This window comes from Yokenella regensburgei, assembly GCF_003634235.1.
Taxonomy (GTDB): domain Bacteria; phylum Pseudomonadota; class Gammaproteobacteria; order Enterobacterales; family Enterobacteriaceae; genus Yokenella; species Yokenella regensburgei.
Map to the genome: position 1 here is coordinate 1,868,214 of NZ_RBIZ01000003.1, position 17,810 is coordinate 1,886,023.

A 17,810-nucleotide genomic window follows, 5' to 3' on the forward strand; every position below is an offset into this window, starting at 1 on the left:
CGAAATCCGCCGATCGTCAATGCGCAAAATTCACGCCAGTGTCATATTTGTGAGCTACGCGAAGAATCATTTGTACAAAAACTGTGAGGCCGTACGGGTAATTTGCTGAAGGGGCAAACAAAAAAGCCGCAGCAGATACAGGATCTGATGCGGCGTTCTTTACGATTAATTTACCTTATGGTAGCTGGTTTACCGCCCTGGCAATCGCACTGGCTTCCTGGCTCCATGCCTGCCCCAGAACCTTCACCATCTCATCGTAGCCGTCTTTATTCTGCTTAAGCTCAATGTAGAACGGGCGCTTAATCAGCTGGCCCTGGTGGTTCAGCAGCCACTCACCGCTAACGATAACCCGACCATCATAGCGACCGTGGAAACCGGTCACCGAGACGTTCAGCGTATCCTGACTGCTGCCAAGCGGCTGCGAAGCGACCACCCAACCCGGCAGCTGGCTGCTCAGGTTCGCCACCAGCGTCGTGCGCAGCTGCTGGTCGAGCGGGCTGGCCCACAGGTTGTTATTAGCGATAGTGTACTGCACGTCGCTGGTCTGATAGGCCACCCCGTTGCCGGCGAGAAAATCAGGGATCGAGACCTGCTCGACCCATAGCAGCCGGTTACCCTGACTGGTGGCGCTCTGCGCGCCACTCTGTGCCAACGGTAGCTGGTAGTAGGTTTTGTTTTCAACACTACTGCTGCAAGCCGTTAAGGCCAGAGCCAGCATGAAAATTAGCCCTTTTTTCATTGTTTCGCCCTCTTCGGCTCTGGATCTTTTTTGTCCTTCGCTTCAAACACCAGCGCGTTGCTCTTCTCGTTCAGCGTTTTCAGAACCGGCTGCAGCTCGCGCAGTACCTGGTCAAGACGTTGCATATCGCCCACCATCTTGTTGTACGCCGCCGATCCAGGCTGGAAGCCCTTCATGCTGCGATTCAGTTCCACCAGAGTCTGCTGCATGTTCTGCGGCAGCTGCTGCATCGACTGGCTGGAAGTTATCTTGTTGAGGCTATCAAGCGTCGTCTGCAGGTTACGCATCGTCCGCTGGCTTTCCGACAAGGTATTCGTCGCCTGCTCGATCATCGGGTTAAGCGGCAGATTGTTGATCTTGTCGAGCGTCTCCATCAGCTTCTGCTGGATCTGCGCCAGACCACCGCTTACCGCCGGTACAATCTTATAGCCACCAAATTCACGCATACCGGTCACCGCTGGCGCATTCGGGTAGAAGTCGAGATCGACATACAACGCGCCGGTGATGATATTCCCGGTTTTCAGCGAACCACGCAGGCCGCGTTTGATAAGTTCGTTGATATGCCCCGGTACATCCGGATTTTCACCCAGTTCGCTTGCCAGTCGCTCCGGCTCGATGCGAATCAGCACCGGAATGCGGTAGTCATCGTTCAACGCCTGACGCAGACCCGGCACGAAGAACGGCACCTGGCTAACGGTTCCCAGACGAATACCGCGAAATTCAACCGGTGCGCCCGGCTGCAGGCCACGAACGGAATCTTTAAAGAACATCAGGTAATCGATGTGATCGGTATAGAGCGAGTCCTGAATACTTTTCTGATCGTCATACAGGGCGAAGGCGGTTTTTTCCACCACCGGCTGCCCCTGCTCCCAGCCTTCCGGCACGTCAAAACTCACACCACCGCCAAACAGCGTGGTCAGAGAGCCCATCTCGACGCGCATCCCGGCAGAGGTCAGATCGACCGCGATCCCGCTGTCTTTCCAGAAGCGAACGTTGCTGGTTACCAGCCTGTCATACGGCGCACTGATAAAGAGCTGATAGCGGATGGAACGCTTATCGGAATCGAAGGTGCTGGTTTCCACAGAGCCCACGCGATAACCACGGAACAGCACCGGGTCACCCGGGCTCAGCTGCCCTGCACGCTTGCTGTCGAGGATAATGCGTACCCCTTTGGCATCCGGTGGCGCCAGCGGGGGGGCATCCAGCAGCTGATAGTTCGCCGCCTTGCCGCCCTGTTTGCCAGGCTGTAGCTCAATGTAGGCACCGGAAAGCAGCGTGCTAAGCCCGCTGACGCCTTCGCGGCCAATCTGTGGCTTCACCACCCAGAATACGGAGTCTTTGTGCAGCAGCTTTTCCATGCCGGAATTGAGCCGCGCTTTGATCTGTACGTGTTTTAAGTCATCCGAGAGCGTTGCCGTTTCTACCACCCCCACGTTGACGCTTCGGCTTTTGATGGTGGTTTTGCCACCTTCAATGCCATCCGCGCTGGTCGTAATCAGCGTGACCTCAGGCCCCTGATGGCTGTAATGGTAGAACAGGATCCATGCGCCAATCAGCACGGTTACGATTGGAAAAATCCAGACGGGAGACCAGTTTTTCACTTTTTGCACTTTTGCCTCCCCGCGGTTAGTTTCCATGCTTGTACGACTCCTCATCGCTAGAATCTGGCTCGCGATCCCAGGTTAACCGGGGATCGAAGGTCATGGCTGAAAACATGGTCATGATAACGACCAGGGCGAACATCAGCGCACCGATATCAGGGTAAATATTCATAAGCCCTCCCATCCGCACGAGGGCAGAGAGCACCGCAATGACAAATACATCGATCATCGACCAGCGGCCGACGAACTCTACGACTTCATAAATCAGATGCATCCGCTCGCAGTCGCGCTTACCGTGGCCTTTGGCATCCCAGCAAAGCCAGGTAATCGCGATCATTTTAAGCGTCGGCACCATGATACTGGCGATGAAAATAACCGCCGCCACCGGGTAAGACCCTTCACTCCAGATAAGCACCACCCCGGCCATGATGGTCGACGGCATTTTGTCGCCCAGCAGGTCGGTAATCATGATTGGCAGCACGTTAGCGGGAATATAGAGAAACACCGACGTTATCAGCAGCGCTATCGTCCACTGCAGGCTATTTTTCCGCCGTGGATGCGCCACGGTCTGGCAGCGCGAGCAGGTTTCCTCATCGGCGGGCATAATCGCGGTGCAGCACGGGCAAGAGCGCAGGCCCTGACGCAGGCCGGTCGTCCCGACCTTCAGCGGCTGCGCCACCGGCGGCATTGGGGCAATGTCGTCCCACAGCCAGCGGCGGTCCACGCACTGAAACGCCCGCAGTTGCAGCACGCAGAACAGACACCAGGGAATAAAGCTGCTGCCGATACCGATTTCGCCATAGGCCATCAGCTTAACGAAGCTCACCAGGACGCCGGCAAGGAAAATCTCCGCCATCCCCCAGGTTTTCAACTGGAACAGAATTTTGGCAAGGTACACCTGCAGTTTTAACGGCATTCTCACCCGATTAACCAGCAGCATGATCGTCACCAGGCAAAACGCTGGCACTAGCTGGACAAAAAGAATGAAGAAGGTGCCAAGGCTGGCGTAGTCTTCCGAGAACAGCACGCGCGGAATTTGCAGCAGCTCAATTTCACTGCTGATCCCGGCAACGTTCATGCTCACAAAGGGAAACAGGTTGGCCAGCAGCAGCATAAACAGCGCCGCCAGCGCATAGGCAGAGGGACGCTGCCGGGGCGCGTCCCATAGGGTAGTCAGCGTGGTGCCGCAGCGCGGACACCCTGCTTTATGTCGATGCTCAAGATGCGGCAACGCCACCAGCAGGTCGCATTGCGGGCACAAAATGTGCCGTGCAGCATGATGTTGTTCGCACATCCGGAGCCTCTCTTACGCGCCGTTTTTCAACGATTCCAGATATTCCCAACGCTCGAAAGCGGCTTCCAGAGCCTGTTCAGCCAACGCCAGGTCTGCAAGAACCTTTTGCGTATGGTCATGAGCCTGGCTGAAAAATGTCGCATCGGCAACCTGAGCCTGGAGTGATCCCAGCTCGGCTTCCAGTTGCTCAAGCTGCTGTGGCAACTGCTCCAGTTCGCGTTGCAGTTTATAGCTTAGTTTGCTGCTGCCGCGTTTTGCAATTTCTGCTTTTGGCACAGCGACATCCGTCACTTTCTTCTCAACCGACGATTTCTGCGCCAGCGACTGTGCCTGCTGCCCACGAGCGTCGTGATAACCGCCAACATACTGGCCAATGCGCCCTTCGCCTTCGAAGATCCAGCAGTCGGTGACGGTGTTATCAACGAACTGACGATCGTGGCTCACCAGCAACACGGTGCCCTGATAGCCATCGATAAGTTCTTCCAGCAGTTCAAGCGTTTCCACATCGAGGTCGTTGGTCGGTTCATCGAGGATCATCAGGTTGCTTGGCTTAAGGAACAAACGCGCCAGCAGCAGTCGGTTACGCTCCCCGCCGGATAATGCGCGCACGGGTGTCATCGCACGTTTCGGGTGGAACAGGAAGTCCTGCAGGTAGCCAAGGATATGACGCGGCTTGCCGTTAACCATCACTTCCTGCTTACCTTCGGCGAGGTTATCCATCACCGTTTTTTCCGGATCCAGCTCGGCGCGATGCTGATCGAAATAGGCTACCTCAAGCTTGGTTCCAACGTGGATGCGCCCGCTGTCCGCCTGCAGTTGACCGAGCATCAGCTTCAGCAGCGTAGTTTTACCGCAGCCGTTCGGGCCAATCAGCGCAATTTTGTCGCCGCGCTGAACCTGAGCGGAGAAATCTCTCACCAGCACTTTGCCATCGATCTGGTAGTTAACGTCTTCCATCTCGAAGACAATCTTGCCAGAGCGGGTGGCTTCTTCCACCTGCATCTTCGCGCTGCCCATCACCTCACGGCGTTCGCTACGTTCGCGGCGCATGGCTTTCAGGGCGCGGACGCGGCCTTCGTTACGGGTACGACGGGCTTTGATCCCCTGACGGATCCACACCTCTTCCTGCGCCAGCTTGCGGTCAAATTCGGCGTTCTGCAGCTCTTCAACGCGCAGTGCTTCTTCTTTCTCGAGCAGGTACTGATCGTAGCTACCCGGATAGGTCACGAGCTTACCGCGATCGAGATCGACAATACGGGTTGCCATATTGCGGATGAAAGAACGGTCGTGCGAGATAAAGATGATGGTGCCTTTGAACTGCTTCAGGAACCCTTCCAGCCAGTCGATCGTTTCAATATCGAGGTGGTTCGTCGGTTCATCGAGCAGCAGCACGCGCGGGCCGCTGACCAGCGCGCGGCCCAGCGCCGCTTTACGCAGCCAGCCACCGGAGAGCGAGGCCAGCGCCACGTTCGGATCCAGATTCAACTGTGCCAGCACTTCATTGATGCGGTTTTCCAGCTGCCACAGCCCGTGGTGATCGAGCTGCTCCTGAATGCGCGCCATCTCATTAAGATTTTTATCGCTCGGATCGGTCATCACCAGGCGCGAGATATCGTGATACTGCTTCAGGTATTCGGCCTGTTCGGCAATCCCCTCGGCGACGAAATCATAAACGCTGCCTTCCACGTTGCGCGGCGGATCCTGCTGCAGACGAGCCACAACCAGATCCTGCTCATAAATGATGCGCCCATCGTCAAGCCCCTGCTCGCGATTGAGGATCTTCATCAGCGTGGATTTACCAGCACCGTTACGCCCGACGAGACAGACGCGTTCGTTGTCTTCGATATGCAGTTCCGCATTATCGAGAAGCGGCGCATCGCTGAACGACAGCCAGGCGCCATGCATACTAATCAGTGACATTTTCTATTTCCTTCAGGCTTCGGTTATCAACCAGCAATTGTGGATCTGGCGGTTGCGGCCAAAGTCCTGAGACTGCGTTTTTTGTGTAATATCCTGCGCTTTCAGCCCCAGTGCCGCCAGGCCTTCGTGGTCCATACGGAAACCGCGCTTGTTGTTAGAGAACATAATCGTGCCACCTTTGCGCAGCAGACGTTTCAGATCTTTCATCAGACGCAGATGATCGCGCTGTACGTCAAAGGTGTCTTCCATCCGCTTCGAGTTAGAGAACGTTGGCGGATCGATAAAGATAAGATCGAACTGCTCGTCAGCGTCGCGCAGCCAGCCCAGCACGTCAGCCTGCAGCAGGCGGTGTGGACGACCGGTGAGGCCGTTCAGGCGCAGGTTGCGCTCGGCCCACTCAAGATAGGTACGTGACATATCAACGGTAGTGGTGCTTCGCGCACCGCCAAGACCCGCATGCACGCTGGCGCTACCGGTGTAAGAGAACAGGTTAAGGAAATCTTTGCCTTTACTCATCTGGCCGAGCATGCGGCGGGCGATACGGTGATCGAGGAACAGGCCGGTGTCCAGATAATCGGTCAGGTTCACCCACAGGCGCGCGTTGTATTCGCTCACCTGCATGAATTCGCCCTTCTCGTTCATCTTCTGATACTGATTCGTCCCTTTCTGACGCTCACGGGTTTTCAGCACCAGCTTGTTCGGCGCAATGCCCAGCACGCCGATGGTGGCGGCGATGATATCAAACAGACGCTGACGCGCTTTATTGGCATCAACGGTCTTCGGCGGGGCATATTCCTGTACCACCACCCAGTCGGCGTAGCGGTCGATTGCCACGTTATATTCCGGAAGATCGGCGTCATAGATGCGGTAGCATTCGATGCCTTCCTGACGCGCCCATTTGTCGAGCTTCTTCAGGTTTTTCTTCAGACGGTTAGCAAAGTCATCGCCCATGCTGCTGACCGGCGCATCACCGGTCGTTTCCGCCAGATGATAGTTCTTCTGTACGCAGTCCAGCGGGCCGTTCTTGGCTTTGAACTGGCGCTCGGCGCGCAGCTGCAGGCAGCTCAGGAGATCCGGCGAGGCGCTGAACATAGAGAGGTTCCAGCCGCCAAACTGGCTCTTCAACAAACGACCCAGCATGCTGTGCAGCGCAATCAGCGCCGGTTCGCTGTCGAGACGTTCACCGTACGGCGGGTTGCTGATAACGGTACCGTACGGCCCTTTTGGCAGTGGATTGATAAGCTTCGCCGCATCCTGTACTTCAAAGGTGATGAGCTCACCGATCCCGGCGCGACGGGCGTTGCTACGCGCACGCTCGATGACGCGACCATCGATATCAGAGCCGTAGAAGCGCGAACCATAGGCCGCCAGCCCCGCGCGAGCACGCGTCTGGGCTTCGGCTTTCACTTCCTGCCACACGGCATCGTCATGCTGCGCCCAACCGCTGAAGCCCCAGTGACCACGATGCAGGCCTGGTGCACGATCGGTCGCCCACATGGCGGCTTCAATCAGCAGCGTCCCGGAACCGCACATCGGGTCCAGCAGCGGCGTGCCCTGCTGCCAGCCGGAGCGCATCACGATGGCCGCCGCGAGGTTTTCTTTAATCGGCGCCACGCCGGTGCGATCGCGGTAGCCGCGCAGGTGCAGACCTTCACCGCTGAGATCGAGGGCAATGCTCGCCACTTCTTTATTCAGACGCACGTTGATGCGCAGATCCGGGCTGTCGCGATCGACGCTCGGACGCGGTAAATTTTTGCGGGTAAAGGCATCGACGATGGCATCTTTCACCTTCATCGCCCCGTACTGGCTATTACGGATCTCATCGTTCAGGCCGTTAAAGCTGACGGCAAACGTAGCATCCGGGGTGAAGATCTGCGTCCAGTCGATGGCCTGCACGCCCAGATAGAGATCAAGGTCGCTGTAAACTTTGCATTCGCCCAAAGGCAGAATGATGCGCGAAGCCAGGCGGCTCCACATAAGGCTCTGATAAACCAGCCGCGTGTCGCCCTGGAAATGGACACCACCCTGAACAATCTGGCAGGCGCTCGCACCCAACCCTTCGAGTTCAGTTTTTAACAGCTCTTCCAGCCCACGGGCCGTACTGGCAAACAGAGATTTCATATCGTCACTTTTCTCAAACAAAATTGTTGCGCATTATAGCCAATCTGCGCCCTATGTCATAAAGTTAAGGGCTTATTTTTTGACTTCAGGGATTGCACCATGGTGACCTTATCGCGGCTTTTTATTCATCCGGTAAAATCGATGCGCGGCATCGGCCTGACGCATGCCTTCGCCGATATCAGCGGAATGGCGTTTGACCGGATTTTTATGGTCACCGAGCCCGATGGCACTTTTATTACGGCGCGACAGTTCCCGCAGATGGTGAAGTTCACCCCCGCCCCATTGCACGACGGCCTGCATCTCACCGCACCGGACGGCAGCAGCGCCATTATTCGCTTTGCCGATTTTGCCCCGCAGGCGCAGCCCACTGAAGTCTGGGGCAACCATTTTACCGCGCTCATTGCGCCAGAAGAAATCAATCACTGGCTAAGCGGCTTTTTTAAACGCGACGTTCAGCTGCGCTGGGTCGGACCAGAGCTTACCCGCCGGGTTAAAAAGCACGACACGGTACCGCTCTCTTTTGCGGATGGTTATCCGTACCTGCTGACCAACGAAGCCTCGCTGCGCGATCTGCAGCAGCGCTGCAGCGCCAGCGTGCGGATGGAGCAGTTCCGTCCCAATCTGGTCGTCACCGGCGCCAAAGCCTGGGATGAAGATACCTGGAAGGTTATTCGTATCGGCGAAGTCACCTTTGACGTTGCTAAACCCTGCAGCCGCTGTATTTTCACCACCGTCAGTCCGGAACGTGGCCAAAAACACCCCTCAGGAGAACCGCTCAGCACGCTTCAGGGTTTTCGCACGGCGCTCGACAACGGCGACGTGGATTTCGGCCAGAACCTGATTGCCCGCAACAGCGGCGTTGTCCGGGTTGGCGACAGCGTGGAAGTGCTGGCAACGAAACCAGCCCGTGTTTACGGTGCAGGAAAAACCGAAGCGTCAGTCAGCGTAGAAACCCAGCCAGAGGCGCTGGTTGATATAGAGTGGCAGGGTGAAACGTTCAGCGGCAATAACCAGCAAATTTTACTGGAGCAGCTTGAACAGCAGGGAATTCGGGTGCCCTACTCGTGCCGGGCGGGGATCTGCGGAAGCTGTCGGATCACGCTTGTTGATGGGGAAGTCAGCGCGCTTAAGAAAAATGCGGTCAGCGAGGATGGAACCATTCTGTGCTGCAGTTGCGTACCCAAAACTGCGCTGCGTTTACGTTTTCACACAGCCTGACCGAAGCTATAGCTTTCGACGACGGGTTGCGGCTGCAGCCTGTCGTTCATCACCTTAATCGCATCGCCAAGCTGCATCGTGCGCCCGGCCAGTACCAGTCCAGGCTGAGCCAGCAGGCACAGTGCCGCATTCTCACCCGGTTCAACCACCAGCAGATTGACGGCTTCACCGCTGTCGCTGAGCCATACACAGGCGGCGTCGCCGGTGGCAGGCTGCCAGCTTTCGCTGTGAGTGGTGAAATGCCAGCTTTTTGGCATCTGCGGTTTAAGATAACGAATCGCTACCAGCGCGTTGAGCGTTAACTCTGCACGGTGTTCTTTCGATAAATCCAGCTGGCGGCATTTCTCTTCAAAAGAGAAATAAAGTGCCGCGTCATCAACGCAAAAGCCGGAAGGGCAAAAGGCATCGGGAGTCAGCATCCTGCGGGCAAAACGCGACCGAAACAACATACCATTGGCTAAATCGAGCATCATTCGATCATGCTCTTCATCAAAATACCAACGCCAGTTATCATCAGGTTTAATTCGCATATTTGTTCCCCTCCTTTCCTGCATCCTTGCTAACCATGCCAACTTTGCCAGCGACATTTAGCTTTACCGCTTCGCTTTACTTTTCGTCTGAATTAATAAAAGACCAAAATGTTTAAATAAGCAACAATGAAGGAATATAAAACAACCAGGGCTGGAAATAAAGCCCTGGAGGAGATTAAGAAGCAAAAAGGTTAGATATGGGTAACAATTTCTTTAATCAGCGGTGGGCCTTTAAAAATAAAGCCAGAATAAATCTGTACCAGCGTCGCCCCGGCAGCCAGTTTTTCGCGCGCGGCAATCACCGAATCAATGCCACCGACGCCAATAATTGGCAACCGACCGTTTAATTCAGCGGACAGCATACGGATAATTTCTGTGCTTTTTAATTGCAGCGGACGACCGCTCAAACCACCCATTTCGTCGCAGTGCTTCATTCCCTGAACCAGGGATCTGTCGAGCGTTGTATTGGTGGCAATTACCCCATCAATATTATGACGCACCAAACTATCGGCCACCTGGATCAATTCTTCAACGGAAAGATCCGGTGCGATCTTCACCGCCAGCGGAACATATTTATGATGCTTCGCCTGGAGTTCAGCTTGCTTATTTTTAATACTGGAAAGCAGATCGTCGAGCGCTTCACCATATTGCAGCGTACGTAACCCTGGGGTATTCGGTGAGGAGATATTAATCGCGATATAACCGGCATAGGCATAAACTTTCTCCATACAAATCAGATAGTCATCTTTGCCCTGCTCTACCGGAGTATCTTTATTTTTACCAATATTAATGCCGAGAATACCGTCAAAATGCGCTTTTTTGACGTTCTCAACCAGGTTATCCACCCCGAGGTTATTGAAGCCCATGCGGTTGATAAGCCCCTCGGCATCAACCAGGCGGAAGATCCTCGGCTTGTCGTTACCAGGCTGCGGACGTGGGGTTACGGTACCAATTTCTACCGAACCAAAACCCATCGCGCCCAGGGCATCGATGCACTCGCCATTTTTGTCGAGACCTGCCGCAAGACCCAGCGGGTTCTTAAAGGTCAGCCCCATACAGGTTACCGGTTTTGCCGGCACTTTCTGGCGCACAAGTGCTTCCAGCGGGGTTCCCGTCACACGACGTAATTGTTGGAATGTAAATTCATGAGCGCGCTCAGGATCGAGCTGGAAAAGGGCTTTTCGAACGAAGGGGTAGTACATGAACTCTCCTGGATTCCCGGTTGCAAACCGGGGGCGTATTATGTTCGATCTTGCTACGAAAGGGAATTGACCTACGGCAAAAAATACGAAGTAAAACGCAATCGGTTTCCTTATTGCCGCTTTCCGGCAATCCACTCCCGGATAAATCATTTAGCAAACCCTCCTCGCTCTGCGATAAATGTTATCAATGTTAGATAAAAGCGAACATTTAGTTATAAGGAGGGATTATGCGAGTCATCACCCTGGCGGGAAGTCCACGCTTTCCATCACGATCCAGCGCGCTGCTGGAATATGCGCGGGAAAAACTCTCCCGCGTTGATGTCGAAGTCTGTCACTGGCACCTGCAAAATTTTGCGCCAGAAGATCTCCTCTACGCCCGCTTCGACAGCCCTGCTTTGCTGGCGCTGAAAGAACAGCTGGCCGATGCGGATGGGCTTATCGTCGCCACCCCGGTGTATAAAGCCTCTTTCTCAGGCGCCCTAAAAACGCTGCTCGACCTCCTTCCTGAACGGGCACTGGAAGGCAAAGTGGTGCTCCCGCTGGCAACCGGCGGGACCGTGGCACATTTACTTGCTGTCGATTACGCCCTGAAACCGGTACTCAATGCCCTGAAGGCACAGGAAATTCTGCACGGGGTGTTCGCTGACGATAGCCAGGTGCTCGACTATCAGCACCAGCCACGGTTTAGCCCCAACCTGCAGCACCGTCTGGACAGCGCACTGGAAACCTTCTGGCAGGCGCTGCACCGCCGGGATATTCCCGCCCCCGTATTCCATCTGCCGCAAGGAGCTGCTCATGTTTAATGGTTATAAATGGCGGCTGCAGTCGCTGGCGCTGAGCGGGCTGCTCACCCTTTCTGCCTGGAGCCATGCCGCAACCCAGGTGCCCGATACTCTGCGCATTGGTTATCAGAAAGGCAGCGTCAGTATGGTGCTGGCAAAAAGTTATCAGCTGCTTGAGAAGCGTTATCCGCAGAGCAAAATCTCGTGGGTGGAGTTCCCGGCCGGGCCGCAAATGCTGGAGGCGCTGAACGTCGGTAGCATCGATCTTGGAAGTACCGGCGATATTCCCCCGATCTTCGCCCAGGCCGCCGGAGCGGATCTGTTGTACGTTGGCGTTGAACCGGCGAAGCCGAAGGCGGAAGTCATTCTGGTACCGGACAGCAGCGCGATCAAAACCGTCGCCGATCTGAAAGGCCATAAGGTGGCGTTCCAGAAAGGCTCCAGCTCGCACAACCTGCTGCTGCGTGCGCTACAGGAGGCGGGTCTCAGCTTTAAAGATATTCAGCCTGTTTACTTAACCCCGGCTGATGCCCGCGCGGCGTTCCAGCAGGGCAAAGTTGATGCCTGGGCCATCTGGGATCCCTACTATTCAGCGGCCTTATTGCAGGGCGGCGTTCGGGTGTTGAAAGATGGCGAAACGCTGAAGCAAACCGGATCGTTCTATCTTGCCGCCCGACCGTATGCAGAAAAATACGGTGAGTTTGTGCAGGAGGTGCTGGCCACTTTCAGCCAGGCCGACGCGCTGACCCAGAGCCAGCGTTCACAAAGCATTACGCTGCTCGCGAAAACCATGGGGCTGCCGGAGCCCGTCATCGCCAGCTATCTCGATCATCGCCCTCCTACCGCTATCTCCGCGGTGAGCGATGCCGTCGCCGCGCTGCAGCAGCAAACTGCCGATCTGTTCTATGACAATCATCTGGTACCGAAAAAAATCGATGTGCGCAGCCGCATCTGGCACCCCGCAACTTCCCAGGGAGCAACGTTATGAGTCTGAATATTTTCTGGTTTTTACCGACCCACGGCGACGGTCACTATCTTGGCAGCGATGAGGGGGCCCGTCCTGTCGACCACGCCTACCTGCAACAAATCGCCCAGACCGCCGACCGGCTGGGCTTCAGCGGGGTGCTTATCCCTACCGGGCGCTCCTGTGAAGACGCCTGGCTGGTGGCGGCTTCGCTGATCCCGGTAACCCAGCGGCTTAAATTTTTAGTTGCCCTGCGCCCGAGCGTAATTTCACCCACCGTCGCCGCCCGGCAGGCCGCTACGCTCGACAGGCTTTCGAACGGTCGCGCGCTGTTTAACCTGGTTACCGGCAGCGATCCGCAGGAGCTGGCTGGCGACGGTGTATTCCTCGATCATACCGCCCGCTATGAAGCCTCGGCGGAGTTTACCCATATCTGGCGGCGCCTGCTGGAAGGGGAAACCGTCGATTTTGAGGGAAAATATCAGCACGTTCGTGGGGCAAAACTGCTGTTCCCCCCAGTTCAGCAGCCACGTCCGCCGCTCTATTTTGGCGGATCTTCCGACGTTGCTCAGGATCTGGCCGCCGAGCAGGTCGATCTGTACCTGACCTGGGGCGAACCACCGGAGCAGGTGAAAGAAAAAATAGCCCAGGTACGGGAGAAAGCGGCCCGCCATGGTCGGCAGGTGCGCTTTGGTATTCGCCTGCATGTGATCGTGCGCGAGAATAATGCCGAGGCCTGGCAGGCGGCGGATCGCCTGATATCACATCTTGACGACGAGACTATCGCCCGCGCCCAGCAGGCATTTGCTCGCACCGATTCCGTGGGTCAGCAGCGGATGGCGGCGTTGCACGCAGGTCGTCGTGACAAGCTGGAAATCAGCCCGAATCTGTGGGCAGGCGTAGGTCTGGTACGCGGTGGCGCTGGTACTGCGCTGGTCGGCGACGGTCCAACCGTCGCGGCACGGATTAATGAGTATGCCGCCCTCGGCATCGACAGCTTTATCCTCTCCGGTTACCCGCATCTGGAAGAGGCATGGAAGGTGGGCGAACTGCTGTTCCCTCACCTTGATGTCACTGTTCCGGCGGTTCCACAGCCACAGACGCTTCAGCAGCAGGGTGAGGCCGTCGCTAACGAATTTATTCCACGTAAAGTGGCGCAAAGTTAAGGAGCCGCCAATGACCACGCCTGCAAATAAATGGCTGCTGCGCGCCGCGCCCTGGGTGCTACCGATCGGGATTGTTGTTGTCTGGCAAATCGCCTCGTCCACCGGCTGGCTTTCCACGCGGATCCTGCCCTCTCCGGAAGGCGTTATTGAAGCTTTCTGGTCGCTCTCGGCAAGCGGTGAACTGTGGCAGCATCTGGCAATCAGCTCCTGGCGGGCGCTTATCGGCTTCTCCATTGGCGGTAGTCTCGGCCTGATACTGGGGCTTATCAGTGGTCTGTCGCGCTGGGGCGAGCGCCTGCTCGACACCTCCATTCAAATGCTGCGCAACGTGCCACACCTGGCGCTGATCCCGCTGGTTATCCTGTGGTTCGGCATCGACGAGAGCGCGAAAATTTTCCTCGTCGCTCTGGGCACGCTGTTCCCGATTTATATCAACACCTGGCATGGTATCCGCAACATTGACAGAGGGCTGGTGGAGATGGCGCGCAGCTACGGGCTCTCTGGCGCGGCGTTATTCTGGCATGTGATCCTGCCCGGCGCGCTGCCTTCAATTATGGTTGGCGTTCGCTTCGCCCTTGGCCTGATGTGGCTGACATTGATTGTTGCCGAAACCATATCAGCCAACGCCGGGATCGGCTATCTGGCGATGAATGCCCGCGAATTCTTACAGACTGACGTGGTGGTGGTCGCCATCATCCTTTATGCCTTGTTGGGCAAACTGGCAGATCTCAGCGCACAGGGGCTGGAACGCCTGTGGCTGCGCTGGAACCCGGCCTACAACTCGCAGGAGAAAACCGCATGAATACCGCACGTCTGAACCCTGGCACACCGCTGCTGCTGAATAACATTCACAAGCGATATGGTAGTAATCAGGTGCTGAACGCGCTGGATCTCCATATTCCCTCCGGGCAGTTTGTGGCGGTGGTGGGCCGCAGCGGCGGTGGCAAAAGTACGCTTTTGCGATTGCTGGCCGGCCTCGAACGTGCGGACGACGGCGAGCTGCTTGCCGGCACCACACCGCTTGCCAGCCTTCAGGATGATACGCGTATGATGTTTCAGGACGCCCGGCTACTGCCCTGGAAAACGGTCATCGATAACGTCGGGCTGGGGCTTAAGGGCCGCTGGCGAGACGCGGCCCTGCAGGCGCTTGCCGCCGTGGGTCTGGAGAACCGCGCCGGGGAGTGGCCCGCCGCGCTGTCGGGCGGACAGAAACAGCGCGTGGCGTTGGCCCGCGCCCTGATTCATCGTCCTGGCCTGTTGCTGCTGGATGAGCCGCTGGGCGCGCTGGATGCCCTCACCCGCCTTGAAATGCAGGCGCTGATTGAGTCCCTTTGGCTGGAGCAGGGCTTCACCGTACTGCTGGTGACCCATGACGTCAGCGAAGCGGTGATGATGGCCGATCGGGTATTGTTAATAGAAGAAGGAAAAATTGGTCTCGATCTGACGGTCGACATTGCCCGGCCACGTCGTCGGGGATCGTCAAGGCTGGCAGAACTGGAAGAAACGGTTTTGAACCGGGTCATGGGCCGCGACACAGAAGTTGTGCGACAAAAAAACCGCCAGGCGTAGTGCTGGCGGTTTTTATCGGATGCGGCTATGCCTTATCCGACCTACTGGTAAGGGTAGGCCCGGTAAGGCAACGCCGCACCGGGCAAATCCGTTACGCTAACGCTTTGGTGATTTTCTCGAACAGATCCCCGGAGAGATTCTCCAGCCCTTTCAACTGTTCAAGCGCCGCACGCATCTTCGCCTGACGGGCAGCATCGTAGCGTTTCAGGCGGATCAGCGGCTCAATCAGACGCGATGCCACCTGCGGGTTACGGCGGTTCAGCTCGCTCAGCATCTCCACCATAAACTGGTAACCGCTGCCGTCTTCAGCGTGGAACGCCGCCGGGTTGGCGCTGGCGAACGCACCAATCAGCGAACGCACACGGTTCGGGTTGCCGAGGGTAAACGAACGATGGTTCAGCAGGCCCCGCACGGTTTCCAGCACGTTATCGGCCGGACTTGTGGACTGCAGAATGAACCACTTGTCCATCACCAGACCATCCTGATGCCACTTGTCGTCGTACTCCTGCATCAGCTCATCGCGGCACGGCAGCTGTGCTGCTACCGCAGAAGCCAGCGCCGCCAGCGCATCGGTCATGTTATCGGCCTGATGGTACTGCGCTTTCACCAGCTTATCCGCCAGCGTAACTTCACCGAACGCCAGGTAACGCAGGCAGGTGTTACGCAGTGAACGCTTGCCAATATCGGCATGCTCAACGCGGTACTCGGCGAGTTTATTGGCGTTGTACACCACCAGGAACTCGTCCGCCAGCTCGTTGGCAAGGGTACGGGTCAGTGCTTCACGCACGGTGGTGATGGCTATCGGGTCGATAATCTCAAACAACTCGGCAATCTCACTCGCCGACGGCAGCGTGAGGATTTCCGCGGCCAGCGCCGGATCAATCTTCTCATCAAGCAAGATGCCGCGGAAGGCATCCGCAACGTGCACCGGAAGCGACAGCGGCTGCCCTTGCTGGTGACGAACGATATTGAGCTTGATGTAGGTGGCGAGCAGACTCTGCGCGGCATCCCAACGAGAGAAATCGTTGCGGGCGTGGCGCATCAGGAAGGTGAGCTGCTGATCGCTCCATTTGTATTCAAGCTTCACCGGCGCTGAGAATTCACAGAGCAGCGACGGAACCGGCTGGAAATAGACGTTATCAAAGACGAACGTCTGTTCTGCCTGGGTCACGTTCAGAACGTGGTGCACCGGGTGACCGCCCTTCTGCAGCGGGATCACCTTGCCTTCGTTATCGTACAGCGCCAGTTCAAACGGAATATGCAGCGGCTGCTTTTCCGGCTGGTCAGGCGTTGCCGGAGTACGCTGTTTGATGGTCAGCGTATACTGCTCGGTTTCCGGGTTGTAATCGTCATGCACGGTCAGGACAGGCGTACCGGACTGGCTGTACCACCGGCGGAAGTGCGACAGATCGACGTTGGAAGCATCTTCCATCGCCTGCACAAAATCGTCGCAGGTGGCGGCGCTGCCGTCGTGACGCTCAACGTACAGCTGCATCCCTTTCTGGAAATTAGCTTCACCCAACAGAGTGTGCAGCATACGGATCACTTCTGCGCCCTTCTCATAGACGGTCAGGGTGTAGAAGTTGTTCATCTCGATAACCATGTCCGGGCGAATCGGGTGCGCCATCGGGCTCGCGTCTTCGGCAAACTGCATGCCACGCATGGTACGGACGTTGTTGATACGGTTCACCGCACGAGAGCCGAGATCGGAGCTGAACTCCTGATCGCGGAACACGGTCAGCCCCTCTTTCAGGCTCAGCTGGAACCAGTCACGGCAGGTGATGCGGTTGCCGGTCCAGTTGTGGAAATACTCATGGCCGATCACGCGTTCGATGTCGAGATAGTCTTTATCCGTCGCGGTGTCGGTGCGGGCCAGCACATATTTGGAGTTAAAGATGTTGAGGCCTTTGTTCTCCATGGCGCCCATATTGAAGAAGTCGACGGCCACAATCATATAGATGTCGAGATCGTATTCGAGGCCGAAACGCTCTTCGTCCCACTTCATGGAGTTTTTCAGTGAGGTCATCGCCCACGGTGCGCGATCAAGGTTGCCGCGGTCAACGTACAGTTCCAGCGCCACTTCACGCCCGGAGCGGGTGGTGAAGGTATCGCGCAGGACGTCGAAATCACCGGCCACCAGCGCAAACAGGTAGCAGGGTTTCGGGAACGGATCCTGCCACTGAACCCAGTGACGGCCATTCTCCAGCTCGCCCTGCGCTACACGGTTACCGTTGGAGAGCAGGAATGGGTATTTGCTCTTATCGGCGATAATTTTAGTGGTAAAGCGGGCCAGCACATCCGGCCTGTCCAGATACCAGGTAATATGACGGAAACCTTCCGCCTCGCACTGCGTACACAGCGCTTCTCCAGACTGGTAGAGCCCTTCCAGCGCAGTATTGGCCGCCGGGCTTATCTCGTTTTTAATGCGTAAAGTGAAGGAAGCCGGCAGACCATCAATAATCAGCTGGTTATTTTCTTCTTTATATTGGGTCCACGGCTGGTCATTCACATGTACAGACACCAGCGTTAAATCTTCACCATCAAGATGTAACGGCACGGCAGATGCCGCATGACGGGTGACTTTACTCTCCGCCGTCACGATGGTTTTTGTGGCATCCAGGTCAAACGTCAAGTCAATATCGCTAATCAGGTAATCCGGCGCACGGTAGTCGTGGCGGTATTTGGCTTGTGGCTGTTGTGTCAT

14 protein-coding genes are annotated in these 17,810 nt (G+C 56.5%); 6 read left to right on the forward strand and 8 right to left on the reverse strand.

The window, feature by feature from the left end:
- Window positions 1-175: 175 nt before the first annotated feature.
- From pqiC to rlmKL, 5 genes are read right to left on the reverse strand one after another with little or no spacing between them, the layout of a single operon-like run.
- On the reverse strand, window positions 176-739 hold the full coding sequence (gene pqiC / locus C7387_RS09240; protein ID WP_006819351.1) for a membrane integrity-associated transporter subunit PqiC: 564 nt from the start codon (window positions 737-739) through the stop codon (window positions 176-178).
- Complete coding sequence (gene pqiB, locus C7387_RS09245) at window positions 736-2,376, reverse strand: intermembrane transport protein PqiB (RefSeq protein ID WP_038258512.1); 1,641 nt, start codon at window positions 2,374-2,376, stop codon at window positions 736-738. The genes pqiC and pqiB overlap by 4 nt, the downstream gene beginning before the upstream one ends.
- Window positions 2,366-3,634, reverse strand: coding sequence for a membrane integrity-associated transporter subunit PqiA (pqiA, locus tag C7387_RS09250; protein WP_120816544.1), 1,269 nt, complete (start codon window positions 3,632-3,634; stop codon window positions 2,366-2,368). Before pqiA ends, pqiB begins: the two co-directional genes overlap by 11 nt.
- A 12-nt stretch (window positions 3,635-3,646) precedes the next feature.
- Window positions 3,647-5,554: an ABC transporter ATP-binding protein gene (locus C7387_RS09255; RefSeq protein WP_120816545.1), complete on the reverse strand. Its 1,908-nt coding sequence runs from the start codon at window positions 5,552-5,554 to the stop codon at window positions 3,647-3,649.
- A gap of 12 nt (window positions 5,555-5,566) precedes the next feature.
- Window positions 5,567-7,675 (reverse strand): bifunctional 23S rRNA (guanine(2069)-N(7))-methyltransferase RlmK/23S rRNA (guanine(2445)-N(2))-methyltransferase RlmL, encoded by a 2,109-nt coding sequence (gene rlmKL, locus C7387_RS09260; RefSeq protein ID WP_006819347.1) that lies wholly within the window; start codon window positions 7,673-7,675, stop codon window positions 5,567-5,569.
- Window positions 7,676-7,774: 99 nt separating this feature from the next.
- Here rlmKL and C7387_RS09265 point away from each other — a divergent pair, with 99 nt between their 5' ends.
- A complete protein-coding gene (locus C7387_RS09265) occupies window positions 7,775-8,893 on the forward strand; it encodes a YcbX family protein (protein ID WP_120816546.1) in 1,119 nt (372 codons plus the stop codon).
- Here the strand turns inward: C7387_RS09265 and zapC are convergent.
- A complete protein-coding gene (zapC, locus tag C7387_RS09270) occupies window positions 8,881-9,423 on the reverse strand; it encodes a cell division protein ZapC (protein ID WP_038258520.1) in 543 nt (180 codons plus the stop codon). The genes C7387_RS09265 and zapC overlap by 13 nt on opposite strands.
- 191 nt (window positions 9,424-9,614) lie before the next feature.
- Window positions 9,615-10,625, reverse strand: coding sequence for a quinone-dependent dihydroorotate dehydrogenase (pyrD, locus tag C7387_RS09275; RefSeq protein ID WP_038258523.1), 1,011 nt, complete (start codon window positions 10,623-10,625; stop codon window positions 9,615-9,617).
- Window positions 10,626-10,852: 227 nt separating this feature from the next.
- Between pyrD and ssuE the strand changes: the two genes are divergently transcribed.
- From ssuE to ssuB, 5 genes are read left to right on the forward strand one after another with little or no spacing between them, the layout of a single operon-like run.
- Window positions 10,853-11,428, forward strand: a complete 576-nt coding sequence (ssuE, locus tag C7387_RS09280; protein ID WP_038258525.1) for an NADPH-dependent FMN reductase — start codon at window positions 10,853-10,855, stop codon at window positions 11,426-11,428.
- Entirely contained in the window at window positions 11,421-12,395 is a 975-nt protein-coding gene (locus tag C7387_RS09285) for a sulfonate ABC transporter substrate-binding protein (RefSeq protein WP_120816547.1), read from the forward strand. The genes ssuE and C7387_RS09285 overlap by 8 nt, the downstream gene beginning before the upstream one ends.
- Window positions 12,392-13,537, forward strand: a complete 1,146-nt coding sequence (gene ssuD, locus C7387_RS09290; RefSeq protein ID WP_120816548.1) for an FMNH2-dependent alkanesulfonate monooxygenase — start codon at window positions 12,392-12,394, stop codon at window positions 13,535-13,537. Before C7387_RS09285 ends, ssuD begins: the two co-directional genes overlap by 4 nt.
- A 10-nt stretch (window positions 13,538-13,547) precedes the next feature.
- Window positions 13,548-14,339, forward strand: a complete 792-nt coding sequence (gene ssuC, locus C7387_RS09295) for an aliphatic sulfonate ABC transporter permease SsuC (RefSeq protein ID WP_006819340.1) — start codon at window positions 13,548-13,550, stop codon at window positions 14,337-14,339.
- Complete coding sequence (gene ssuB / locus C7387_RS09300) at window positions 14,336-15,106, forward strand: aliphatic sulfonates ABC transporter ATP-binding protein (RefSeq protein ID WP_120816549.1); 771 nt, start codon at window positions 14,336-14,338, stop codon at window positions 15,104-15,106. Before ssuC ends, ssuB begins: the two co-directional genes overlap by 4 nt.
- Before the next feature lie 91 nt (window positions 15,107-15,197).
- Here ssuB and pepN read toward each other — a convergent pair whose 3' ends face one another.
- Window positions 15,198-17,810 carry an aminopeptidase N gene (gene pepN, locus C7387_RS09305; RefSeq protein ID WP_038258540.1) on the reverse strand — a complete coding sequence of 871 codons (2,613 nt, stop codon included), beginning with the start codon at window positions 17,808-17,810 and terminating at the stop codon, window positions 15,198-15,200.